A 10184-nucleotide genomic window follows, 5' to 3' on the forward strand; every position below is an offset into this window, starting at 1 on the left:
TTGAGAGTGTGGGGCAGCACCGTCGAACGCAGTGCCGCGGCCGAGTGTAGGGGCTCGCGATGTCGGGGGCATAGCAACAACCCGAAGCAGCGTCGGGCCAGGACTTTGCTAATCTGCGCCTTCCGCAGCCTCGCGCACCCGCGCTCCTTCGATGACCGACACCTCCATGGCCGCCCTCCAGGCCACCTCCAGTTCCGCGTCTCCCGCGCGTGTCTGGGACCTGCCGACGCGCCTCTTTCACTGGGCATTGGCCGTCGCCGTGATCGGCCTGATCGGGACGGGCCTGAGCGGCATCATGGAATGGCATTTCCGCCTCGGGTACACGGTACTCGCCCTGCTGCTTTTCCGGCTGCTCTGGGGATTCCTGGGAGGACGCTGGTCACGCTTTGCGGCCTTCTTCTATGCGCCGGGCTCCGTCGTCGCCTATCTGCGCGGGCGGGCRCACCCCAACCATCTGATCGGGCACACGCCGCTGGGTGCGCTGTCGGTGTTCGCCGTTCTTGCGATCCTGGCCGTCCAGGTCGCCACCGGACTGATGGCCGACGACGAAATCTCCGCCTCCGGGCCGCTCACCCGCTTCGTTTCGGGCGAGATCGTGAGCTTTGCCACTGGCTGGCACACGGCACAGGGCAAATGGATCGTGATCAGCCTCGTGAGCCTGCATGTGCTGGCCGTCCTGTTCTATGTGCTGGTGAAGCGGCATCGCCTGGTGAGGCCGATGCTGTCGGGCGACAAGCTGGTTTCGGGCGCGAACGGCAATGTGGCGGAAAGCCGCGACGATGCGGCTTCGCGTTGGCTGGCGCTGGTGCTGTTCGCGCTGTGCGCAGGCGTGGCGTACTGGGTTGCGTCGTTGCGCGTATGAGCTCTTCGATTTCTCGCCCTCTGCCGCTGGCGGACACGCCGATCGTCGTGCTGCTCACGCCCGACGAGGCCCATGAGATCGACGCGACGCGCGCGATCCTTCGCGACTACGCGGGTTCGCTGAACATCGATCTGTGCTTTCAGGATTTCGATAGCGAGCTCGCCGATCTGCCCGGTGAATACAGCGAGCCGCGCGGCACGCTTCTGCTGGCGCTGGTGGATCCCGCCAACGTCAAGGAAGAGGCGGGCCGGCAGGCGCCCACGCTGCAGCGCGCGGACGGCACGCTGGCGCACGTGGCAGGGTGCTGTGCGCTGCGTCCACTCGACAGCGCGGACTATGCAAATGCGGCGGAGATGAAGCGGCTGTACGTGCGGCCCGGCTTCCGCGGACTGGGCCTGGGCCGGCAGCTCGCCGAAGCGATCCTCGATACGGCACGCAGCGCGGGATACGCCTGCGTGCTGCTCGACACGCTCGACGACATGGAGTCGGCGCGGGCACTCTACGAAGACCTGGGCTTCGTGGAGGTGCCGCCCTACTATCACAACCCCATTGCCGGGGCGCACTACCTCAAAGCGGATCTTTGATCAGCCGCGGGCTTGCGCCAGCAGCGTGTCGGCGTCGCTGACTTCGAACTTGCCCGGTGCTTCGACGTTGAGCGTCGCAACCTTGCCGTCCTTCACGAGCATCGAGTAGCGGTTGCTGCGCAGGCCCATGCCTCGGCCGGTCAGGTCGAGCGTGAGGCCCGTGGCCTTGGCGAAATCGGCGCTGCCGTCGGCCAGCATGCGCACCTTGGCGCCGGTCTTCTGGTCGCGCGCCCAGGCGCCCATCACGAAGGCATCGTTCACGCTCACGCACCAGATCTCGTCCACGCCCGCGGCCTTGAAATCGTCGAAGTGCTGCACGTAGCCCGGCACGTGCTTGGCCGAACAGGTGGGCGTGAAGGCGCCCGGCAGTGCGAACAGCGCGATGGTCTTGCCGGCCGAGGCCTTGCTCACGTCCACGGCGTTCGGACCGATGCTGCAGCCTTCGCCCTCGACTTCGGAATATTCCTGCAGGGTTGCCGAAGGAAGGGTGTCACCGACTTTGATCATTCAAATGCTCCAGAAAAAGAAAAACGGCCCACATTGTGGGCCGTTTCCGGTTGAGTCGCATGAGACTCGGTTCGGGGCGAGATCAGACCAGCACGGCCTTCTCGACCAAGCGGGTCACAACCCAGTTCTTGGTCTTCGAGATCGGACGGCTTTCCGTGATCTCGATGGTGTCGCCCAGCTTGTACTCGCCCTTTTCGTCATGGGCGTGGTACTTGCTCGTCTTGGCCACGATCTTGCCGTAGAGCTCGTGCTTCACACGGCGCTCGACCAGCACGGTCACGGTCTTGGCACGCTTGTCGCTGACCACCTTGCCGATCAAGGTGCGCTTGAGGGATTTTTTAGCTTCCGTCATGTTCACTCCTTACTTGGCGGCTTGGGTTTCTTGCTGCTTCTGCGCAAGAATGGTCTTGGCGCGCGCGATGTCGCGGCGCGTCACGCGCAGCGTCGAAGTGTTCGACAGCTGTTGCGTGGCTTTCTGCATACGCAGGCCGAAATGGGCCTTCTGCAGTTCCTTGACTTCGGTTTGCAGCGCTGCGACGTCCTTCGTGCGCAGGGTTGCAGCCTTGGTCACCTTGGCCGGAGCCGCGGTTTCTTTTTTCTTACGTGTTGCCATGGGTGTTCTCCTCTCAGGCGCCGAGCTGGCGAGCGACGAACGTCGTGCGCAGCGGAAGCTTGGCGGCGGCCAGGCGGAACGCTTCGCGGGCGAGTTCTTCGGGCACGCCGACGATCTCGAACACGATCTTGCCAGGCTGGATTTCAGCGACGTAGTACTCGGGGTTGCCCTTACCGTTACCCATCCGCACTTCGGCGGGCTTGGTCGAGATTGGCTTGTCCGGGAACACGCGGATCCAGATCCGGCCACCGCGCTTCACGTGACGCGAAATCGCGCGACGAGCGGCTTCGATCTGGCGCGCCGTGAGGCGGCCGCGGTCGGTGCATTTGAGACCGAAGTCACCGAAGGCAACCGAGTTGCCCCGGGTTGCGATGCCGGTGTTGCGGCCCTTTTGTTCCTTGCGGAACTTTCTGCGTGCAGGTTGCAGCATTTTTAATACTCCGTAGTTCTAAGACCGATCACTCGGTCTTGGCACCGTCAGCTGCTGCAGCTGGCGCGGCTTTGCGGACGCGCTTAACGGCGGGTTTCGAGTCTGCACCCGGTGCAGCGGGGGCTCCACCAGTGGCTTCTGCGGGCTTGTCGCTGCCATCGGCCGGCGCGGTGTTGCCACCGATCGGGCCGCGGGCACCGGCACGCGGGCCAGGACCACGACGGTCGCCACCCGGACGGTCGCCGGGGCGGCCATCGCGGCGGGGACCACGCGGACGACGTTCTTCGTCCGGACGCGGCGTTTCGACGGCCGGCAGGTCGTTACGACCCAGCGTGTCGCCCTTGTAGACCCAGACCTTGACGCCGATGACGCCGTAGGTGGTCTTGGCTTCCGAGGTGCCGTAGTCGATGTCGGCGCGCAGGGTGTGAAGCGGCACGCGGCCTTCGCGGTACCACTCGGTACGAGCGATTTCGATGCCGTTCAGGCGGCCAGCCGACATGATCTTGATGCCCAGGGCACCCAGACGCATGGCGTTCTGCATGGCGCGCTTCATGGCGCGGCGGAACATGATCCGCTTTTCGAGCTGCTGCGTGATGCTGTCGGCGATCAGCTGCGCATCGATTTCGGGCTTGCGCACTTCTTCGATGTTGACCGCAACCGGCACGCCGAGCTGCTTGCCCAGTTCGCGCTTGAGGTTCTCGATGTCTTCGCCCTTCTTGCCGATCACGACGCCCGGACGTGCCGAGTAGATCGTGATGCGTGCGTTCTTGGCGGGACGTTCGATCATGACGCGCGAGACCGAAGCGTTCTTCAGCTTCTTCTTGAGGTACTCGCGAACCTTGATGTCTTCGGCCAGCATGCCCGCGAAATCGCGGTCGCTTGCGTACCAACGGCTGGACCAGTTACGGGTAACCGCGAGGCGGAACCCGGTTGGGTGGATTTTCTGTCCCATATTTCTTCCAGGCCTTCTTAGTTGCCAACCGTCACGTACACATGGCACGTGGGCTTGCTGATGCGATTGCCGCGACCCTTGGCCCGCGCCGTGAAGCGCTTGAGCGTTGCACCTTGCTCGACGTAGATGGTCTTGACCTTCAGCTCGTCGATGTCGGCACCGTCGTTGTGCTCGGCGTTGGCGATGGCCGACTCGAGCACCTTCTTGATGATCACAGCGGCCTTTTTCTGCGTGAACTGCAGAACGTTGAGCGCTTGATCGACCTTCTTGCCGCGGATGAGGTCCGCGACCAGACGGCCCTTGTCGACCGAGAGGCGGACACCGCGGAGGACTGCACGTGTTTCAGACATGGTCGTTCCTTACTTCTTCTGGACTTTTTTGTCCGCGGGGTGCCCCTTGAACGTGCGCGTGAGCGCAAATTCGCCGAGCTTGTGGCCGACCATCTGGTCGGTGATGTACACAGGCACGTGTTGCTTGCCGTTGTGCACGGCGATGGTCAGACCGATGAACTCGGGCAGAACCATCGAACGACGCGACCAGGTCTTGATCGGCTTCTTGTCCTTGGTCGTCACGGCCTTGTCGGCCTTGGCCACCAGGTGGTGGTCGACGAAAGGACCCTTTTTGAGAGAGCGAGTCATGAGCTATCCCTTACTTCTTGCGACGCGACACGATGAAGACCTGCGTGCGCTTGTTGTTACGGGTGCGATAGCCCTTGGTCAGGTTGCCCCATGGGTCGACAGGATGGCGGCCTTCGCCAGTCTTGCCCTCGCCGCCACCGTGCGGGTGGTCGACCGGGTTCATCACCACGCCGCGAACGGTCGGGCGAATACCCATGTGACGCTTCACACCGGCCTTGCCGAGTTGGCGCAGGCTGTGCTCTTCGTTGGCCACTTCGCCGATGGTTGCGCGGCATTCGATGTGGATGCGACGCACCTCACCCGAACGCATGCGGACCTGGGCGTAGACGCCTTCGCGAGCCAGCAGCGTCGCCGACGTACCGGCGGAACGCGCGATCTGCGCGCCCTTGCCGGGTTGCAGTTCGATGCAGTGGATCGTCGAGCCGACCGGGATGTTGCGGATCGGCAGGGTGTTGCCGGCGCGGATCGGGGCTTCGGCGCCCGACAGCAGCGTTGCACCGGCTTCAAGACCGCGCGGGGCGATGATGTAGCGGCGCTCGCCGTCGGCGTAGCAGACCAGAGCGATGTGGGCGGTGCGGTTCGGGTCGTATTCGATGCGTTCGACCTTGGCCGGGATGCCGTCCTTGTTGCGCACGAAGTCGACAACGCGGTAGTGGTGCTTGGCACCGCCGCCACGATGCCGGATCGTGATGTGACCGTTGTTGTTACGGCCGGCCTTCTGGAACTGGGGTTCCAGCAGGGCTGCGTGAGGAGCACCCTTGTGCAGGTGGTCACGCGAAATCTTCACCGCGCCGCGTTGGCCCGGCGAAGTGGGTTTCATCTTGATGACGGCCATGATTAAGCGCCTTCCCCGACGAGGTTGAGCTCTTGACCGGGCTTCAGCGTCACGTAGGCCTTGCGAACGTTGTCGCGGCGGCCGATGGACTTGCCAAAGCGCTTGGTCTTGCCCTTGGTGTTGAGCACCGACACGCCCTGGACTTCGACCTTGAACATCAGTTCGACAGCGGCCTTGATCTCGGGCTTGGTGGCGTCTTGCAGCACCTTGAAAGTGACAGCGTTCGACTTCTCGCCGACCATCGTTGCCTTTTCGGACACGATCGGGGCGACCAGCACCGCCATCAGGCGGCCTTCTTCGAACGTACGTTCAGCGGCGGTAGGGTTCACGCGGCTCATGCGAACATCTCCTTGAGCTTGTCGACGGCACCCTTGGTGACCAGCACCTTCTTGTAGTGAACCAGCGACACCGGATCGGCGTAGCGGGGTTCGACCACGAGGATGTTGACCAGATTGCGCGAGGCAAGGTACAGGTTTTCGTCGACTTCTTCGGCGATCACGAGCACGGACTCGAGATTCATTGCCTTGAAACGGGCTGCCAGCGGCTTCGTCTTGGGCGAATCCACGGTCAGCGAATCCACCACGGCCAGACGGCCTTCGCGAGCGAGCTGCGAGAAGATGGCGGCCATGCCGGCGCGGTACATCTTCTTGTTGATCTTCTGCGAGAAGTTTTCGTCAGGCATGTTCGGGAAAATCCGGCCACCCCCGCGCCACAGCGGCGAGGACGTCATACCGGCACGGGCGCGGCCCGTTCCCTTTTGCTTGAAAGGCTTCTTGGTCGAGTGCTTGACCTGCTCGCGGTCCTTCTGGGCGCGCGTGCCTTGGCGGGCGTTGGCCTGGAATGCAACGACGATCTGGTGAACCAGGTCTTCGTTGTAGTCACGGCCGAACACGGTCTCGGGGGCGTCGTACTTCGACGCGGCCTGGCCTTGTTCGTTCAGGAGTTCGAGTTGCATTACTTCGCTCCTTCAGCCGCTTGCGGCTTGGCCTTGATGGCGGGACGCACGGTGACGAAGCCACCCTTCGAACCCGGGATCGCGCCCTTGATGAGCAGCAGTTGACGCGCTTCGTCGATGCGGAACACGTCGAGGTTTTGCGTGGTCTTGGTCACATCGCCGAGGTGACCCGTCATGCGCTTGCCGGGGAACACGCGACCGGGGTCTTGTGCCATGCCGATCGAGCCGGGAACGTTGTGCGAACGGCTGTTACCGTGCGAGGCGCGTTGCGAGCTCATGTTGTGGCGCTTGATCGTGYCTGCGAAGCCCTTGCCGATGGAAGTGCCTTGCACGTCCACCTTCTGGCCCACGGAAAACACGCTGCCGGCCGGGATCACGCCGCCAGCCTTGTGCTGACCTGCGGTTTCTGCGGTGACGCGGAATTCCTGGATGATTTCGCCTGCTTCGACACCCGCCTTGGCGAGGTGGCCGGCTTCGGGCTTGGTCACGCGCGATGCTTTGCGCGAACCGAACGTCACCTGCAGGGCGACGTAGCCATCGGTCTCTTGGGACTTGATCTGGGTCACACGGTTGTTGGACACATCCACCACCGTGACAGGAACTGCGTCCCCGTCATCGGTGAAGAGACGCATCATCCCCACCTTGCGGCCCAGCAACCCGAGGGAGTTGCTCAGACTCATTTGTTTTCTCCAAAAATGGAAGCTCCCTTCGCCGCTGCCACTTCAATTGGCGACAGCGTTTGGCCGATTCCCTGAGGTTTCCCGGCCTGCGAAAGAAGGTTGATAAATCTCTGCTCGAACTGCATCCCTACGGACGCACCAAGGGCAGAGCCAGCGATTATAGCCCGCGATGCGGGCGCCGTGCAAGCGGTGTTGCGGGCCGGATGTTCAGGGGCGATCCGGCCCTTTTCGCCTGTTTTCCTGCCTATTTGGCAGGCATCGTGATGATGTTTTCCCCGTCCGGCGTGGACTTCAGCTCGCCAGAGGACTTCAGGACCGGGGCCGCCGTACCGGTCTGGATGGGAATGGAGATGGCGCTCATAGCGCCTCTTTGCGTGATGAGGACATTCAGGTACGCACGGCCTTCGCTCTCGCTGACCACAGTGACAGTCGCGGAGGTGCGCTTGGCCGCCGGCAATGTCAGCGTGTCACTGCCCGAGATCGTCAGGCCCGCGCCAGCACTGAAACGCACCGTCGCGCCCTCCGGGTCGGTCACACCGCCAAACTGCAGCACGACCGGTGTGCCGCGGCCCACCTGCGGTACGGCGTCCAGCCGGTACTGCAGCGTCACACCGGAGTCGTTCGGCTTGCGCGCGGCAGTCGTCATGGGCGTCTCACGATGTGAAGTGGATTTGGCATGGCGCACACCCGGCACGCCGTCGGCCATGGCCGGCGCCGATAACGTGGCCATTGCAAGCCAAGCCATGGAAATCATCGAACGTGATCGGATGCTCATGACGGCGTTCCCTATTGAATGGTGACGTTGAAGCACGTCGATGGTCCGAAATTGTTGAGGTCGCTGACTGCCAGAACGTAGTCGCCGGCGCCCAGGCTGACCTTGTTGCTCGACCGGGGGACCAGGCCGCCCCGGAAGATGTCGAAGTCAGGACTGGAGCCAACGGGGCCGCCATTTACGGTGAACTGGTAGTCGCGGTTGGTGGGCGCGGTGAAACGAAGATAGGCGAAGCTGCCCAGCTTGTTATCGTCGCCCTCGACGTTGGAAACGCATGCTTGGGTCGACGCGCCTCCCACGGTCGCCGTCCGGTACATCGGCTGCACCACGTTCGGGACCGTCGGCGTACCGCCGGCGTTCGTCTCGGCGTCGCCGTAGGGATCATTGGCAGCCGCGTTGATGTTCTGGCCGGAAAGCAAGCTGGCCAGCGCGGGCGCGCTGCTCTGCGACGTCACATTGAAAGCCGCCGTGAAGGGATGGATCGACGTAACCGGCGCACCACTCCTGAAGAGAATTCCCGTCATCGCATCGTGGATGGGCTTGAAGCCGACCTGCTGGTTGAGATTCCAGAAGATGGACTGGATCGAGCCCTCGCGATACCAGCCGGGGTTTGTCGTCGGCCCCACCGAAAGGTTCACGCTGTTTCCCATTGACTGCTGGGGTCCCACCGAGTCCACATAGTTGGTCCTCCCGAGCGCGATGCCCGACCAGCCGTTGCCCCACCCCTCGGAGAAGGCAAGCCGCCGGTCGAGCCGTTCGCTCAACGCGTGAGAACCACCCGGCGAGTCATCACGACTGAAAGCCGACTGATAGTAGTGACCCCATTCGTGGGCAATCACAGGCGCATCGAATTCGTCGGTGTCGTGGTTTTCGTCACCCAGCACGTAGATTTCGCGGCCGGTGCTCCGATTGATAAAGAAGGTACTGCCAATCTCCCCGTCGGCGATACGGCCAGCCGCAGCTTTATTGTTGGGGCTCCAGAATATCTTCAGCGCAGGAAAGGCTGTTCCCGGGGCAACCGACAACACCTTTTGCATCGCCGTATAGACCGTGTCGAGCACGGCAAAAGGTGCGGCCATGCGCGTCTCGGTGTAGCTCGATCCACCCCATCCGGTGGCGGCGCGCAGATCGCGCGTCAACGCAGTTGCACCAGTTCCGAAAGCGGGGGAAACCATCGAATACAGGCCATTTGGCTGAGGCTTGCTCGTGTTGTCGAGCACGCTTACATCCCAACTCGGCAAGGCGCCGGTGCGGGTCAGTTGCGCTCTCACGCGTACGATGATCGTCGTGTTCGCAGGCACGTTGACCGAATACGCCCCTGTATCGTCCGTCGCCGTGACGGCAAGCGTCGCGGATGACGTCGCATCGAGCACATCCACTACGGCGCCCCGCACCGGCTTGACGGTTATTGCGGAGTAGACAAGAGGCCCGCTCGTATTCGGAACGGATTCGTAAGTGGCCTTGCCGGTCAGGTTGACGGGGTTTCCCGGCACAGACGGAAGGATGGGAAATCCACCACCGCCGCCTCCACCCCCACCACCGCCGCAGCCCGCGAGCAGTACCGCGGCAATGCATGCCGCCCCCAACGCAAAAGAGAACTTGTGACTCATAGCTTGTGCTGCCCCCGTTTCAGCCTCGGCCGATGCCCGGAAGAATACCGGTGCGAGAGGATGCCATAGCCACGTTAAAAAAAACAAAACCCGCCTGCATTTCTGCAGGCGGGCTGTGTCAAAACGCGACGCGCGATGCGCGTTTACTGCAGCTTGATCTCGACGTCCACGCCGGCCGGCAGGTCGAGCTTCATCAGCGCGTCCACGGTCTTGTCGGTCGGGTCGACGATGTCCATCAGGCGCTGGTGCGTGCGGATCTCGAGCTGGTCGCGCGACGTCTTGTTGACGTGCGGCGAACGCAGGATGTCGAAACGCTTCATGCGGGTCGGCAGGGGCACGGGGCCCTTGACGATCGCGCCGGTGCGCTTGGCGGTGTCAACGATTTCGGCAGCCGATTGGTCGATCAGCTTGTAGTCGAACGCCTTCAGGCGGATGCGGATTTTTTGCTTGGTAGCCATGATGATTCCTTTGCGTCCGGCTTAGATGTCGAGGATCTTGGCCACGACGCCCGAACCCACGGTACGGCCGCCTTCACGGATGGCGAAGCGCAGGCCTTCTTCCATCGCGATCGGGTTGATCAACTTCACGGTGATGCTGACGTTGTCGCCAGGCATGACCATTTCCTTGTCCTTGGGCAGCTCGATCGCGCCGGTCACGTCCGTCGTGCGGAAGTAGAACTGCGGACGGTAGTTGTTGAAGAACGGCGTGTGACGGCCACCTTCGTCCTTGGACAGCACATACACCTC

17 protein-coding genes are annotated in these 10184 nt (G+C 62.9%); 2 read left to right on the forward strand and 15 right to left on the reverse strand.

Features of this window, described 5'->3' with window-relative positions:
- Positions 1-151 precede the first annotated feature (151 nt).
- Both AC1DXX_RS27045 and AC1DXX_RS27050 read left to right on the forward strand, forming a co-directional pair.
- Complete coding sequence (locus tag AC1DXX_RS27045) at positions 152-862, forward strand: cytochrome b/b6 domain-containing protein (protein ID WP_478137302.1); 711 nt, start codon at positions 152-154, stop codon at positions 860-862.
- A complete protein-coding gene (locus AC1DXX_RS27050; protein WP_478137303.1) occupies positions 859-1446 on the forward strand; it encodes a GNAT family N-acetyltransferase in 588 nt (195 codons plus the stop codon). The genes AC1DXX_RS27045 and AC1DXX_RS27050 overlap by 4 nt, the downstream gene beginning before the upstream one ends.
- On the opposite strand, the gene AC1DXX_RS27055 is transcribed toward AC1DXX_RS27050, so the two are convergent.
- From AC1DXX_RS27055 to AC1DXX_RS27125, 15 genes are all read right to left on the reverse strand, one after another.
- Entirely contained in the window at positions 1447-1953 is a 507-nt protein-coding gene (locus AC1DXX_RS27055) for a peroxiredoxin (protein WP_093079077.1), read from the reverse strand.
- Positions 1954-2035: 82 nt separating this feature from the next.
- Positions 2036-2305, reverse strand: a complete 270-nt coding sequence (gene rpsQ / locus AC1DXX_RS27060; RefSeq protein ID WP_015867662.1) for a 30S ribosomal protein S17 — start codon at positions 2303-2305, stop codon at positions 2036-2038.
- Between the two features lie 9 nt (positions 2306-2314).
- Positions 2315-2524: a 50S ribosomal protein L29 gene (gene rpmC / locus AC1DXX_RS27065; RefSeq protein ID WP_041946241.1), complete on the reverse strand. Its 210-nt coding sequence runs from the start codon at positions 2522-2524 to the stop codon at positions 2315-2317.
- Positions 2525-2579: 55 nt separating this feature from the next.
- Positions 2580-2996 (reverse strand): 50S ribosomal protein L16, encoded by a 417-nt coding sequence (gene rplP, locus AC1DXX_RS27070; RefSeq protein WP_021012789.1) that lies wholly within the window; start codon positions 2994-2996, stop codon positions 2580-2582.
- A gap of 28 nt (positions 2997-3024) precedes the next feature.
- On the reverse strand, positions 3025-3948 hold the full coding sequence (gene rpsC / locus AC1DXX_RS27075) for a 30S ribosomal protein S3 (RefSeq protein ID WP_478137304.1): 924 nt from the start codon (positions 3946-3948) through the stop codon (positions 3025-3027).
- 17 nt (positions 3949-3965) lie between these two features.
- Entirely contained in the window at positions 3966-4298 is a 333-nt protein-coding gene (rplV, locus tag AC1DXX_RS27080) for a 50S ribosomal protein L22 (protein ID WP_007838134.1), read from the reverse strand.
- Positions 4299-4307: 9 nt separating this feature from the next.
- Positions 4308-4586, reverse strand: a complete 279-nt coding sequence (gene rpsS / locus AC1DXX_RS27085) for a 30S ribosomal protein S19 (protein WP_007838132.1) — start codon at positions 4584-4586, stop codon at positions 4308-4310.
- A 10-nt stretch (positions 4587-4596) separates the two neighbouring features.
- On the reverse strand, positions 4597-5421 hold the full coding sequence (rplB, locus tag AC1DXX_RS27090) for a 50S ribosomal protein L2 (RefSeq protein WP_042578708.1): 825 nt from the start codon (positions 5419-5421) through the stop codon (positions 4597-4599).
- A gap of 2 nt (positions 5422-5423) precedes the next feature.
- Positions 5424-5759 carry a 50S ribosomal protein L23 gene (gene rplW, locus AC1DXX_RS27095; protein WP_007838129.1) on the reverse strand — a complete coding sequence of 112 codons (336 nt, stop codon included), beginning with the start codon at positions 5757-5759 and terminating at the stop codon, positions 5424-5426.
- A complete protein-coding gene (rplD, locus tag AC1DXX_RS27100; protein WP_013543942.1) occupies positions 5756-6376 on the reverse strand; it encodes a 50S ribosomal protein L4 in 621 nt (206 codons plus the stop codon). Before rplD ends, rplW begins: the two co-directional genes overlap by 4 nt.
- Positions 6376-7056 (reverse strand): 50S ribosomal protein L3, encoded by a 681-nt coding sequence (gene rplC, locus AC1DXX_RS27105; protein ID WP_478137305.1) that lies wholly within the window; start codon positions 7054-7056, stop codon positions 6376-6378. Before rplC ends, rplD begins: the two co-directional genes overlap by 1 nt.
- A gap of 244 nt (positions 7057-7300) precedes the next feature.
- Entirely contained in the window at positions 7301-7831 is a 531-nt protein-coding gene (locus AC1DXX_RS27110; protein ID WP_478137306.1) for a hypothetical protein, read from the reverse strand.
- An 11-nt stretch (positions 7832-7842) separates the two neighbouring features.
- Positions 7843-9438: a hypothetical protein gene (locus AC1DXX_RS27115; RefSeq protein WP_478137307.1), complete on the reverse strand. Its 1596-nt coding sequence runs from the start codon at positions 9436-9438 to the stop codon at positions 7843-7845.
- A gap of 143 nt (positions 9439-9581) precedes the next feature.
- Entirely contained in the window at positions 9582-9896 is a 315-nt protein-coding gene (rpsJ, locus tag AC1DXX_RS27120) for a 30S ribosomal protein S10 (protein ID WP_007838118.1), read from the reverse strand.
- Positions 9897-9917: 21 nt separating this feature from the next.
- Positions 9918-10184 (reverse strand): EF-Tu C-terminal domain-related protein (locus tag AC1DXX_RS27125; RefSeq protein WP_478137308.1); only part of this gene is annotated, 267 nt, incomplete at its 5' end.

The organism is Variovorax sp. P4_B10, from assembly GCF_056402375.1.

Bases quoted from the DNA above. Each gene is read 5' to 3' on its own strand.
- rplB (WP_042578708.1), bottom strand. From the start codon at position 5,421: ATGGCCGTCATCAAGATGAAACCCACTTCGCCGGGCCAACGCGGCGCG.
- AC1DXX_RS27110 (WP_478137306.1), bottom strand. From the start codon at position 7,831: ATGAGCATCCGATCACGTTCGATGATTTCCATGGCTTGGCTTGCAATG.
- rpsS (WP_007838132.1), bottom strand. From the start codon at position 4,586: ATGACTCGCTCTCTCAAAAAGGGTCCTTTCGTCGACCACCACCTGGTG.
- rplW (WP_007838129.1), bottom strand. From the start codon at position 5,759: ATGAGCCGCGTGAACCCTACCGCCGCTGAACGTACGTTCGAAGAAGGC.
- rplP (WP_021012789.1), bottom strand. From the start codon at position 2,996: ATGCTGCAACCTGCACGCAGAAAGTTCCGCAAGGAACAAAAGGGCCGC.
- rplV (WP_007838134.1), bottom strand. From the start codon at position 4,298: ATGTCTGAAACACGTGCAGTCCTCCGCGGTGTCCGCCTCTCGGTCGAC.
- rpsC (WP_478137304.1), bottom strand. From the start codon at position 3,948: ATGGGACAGAAAATCCACCCAACCGGGTTCCGCCTCGCGGTTACCCGT.
- rplD (WP_013543942.1), bottom strand. From the start codon at position 6,376: ATGCAACTCGAACTCCTGAACGAACAAGGCCAGGCCGCGTCGAAGTAC.
- AC1DXX_RS27055 (WP_093079077.1), bottom strand. From the start codon at position 1,953: ATGATCAAAGTCGGTGACACCCTTCCTTCGGCAACCCTGCAGGAATAT.
- AC1DXX_RS27115 (WP_478137307.1), bottom strand. From the start codon at position 9,438: ATGAGTCACAAGTTCTCTTTTGCGTTGGGGGCGGCATGCATTGCCGCG.
- rpsJ (WP_007838118.1), bottom strand. From the start codon at position 9,896: ATGGCTACCAAGCAAAAAATCCGCATCCGCCTGAAGGCGTTCGACTAC.
- rpsQ (WP_015867662.1), bottom strand. From the start codon at position 2,305: ATGACGGAAGCTAAAAAATCCCTCAAGCGCACCTTGATCGGCAAGGTG.
- AC1DXX_RS27050 (WP_478137303.1), top strand. From the start codon at position 859: ATGAGCTCTTCGATTTCTCGCCCTCTGCCGCTGGCGGACACGCCGATC.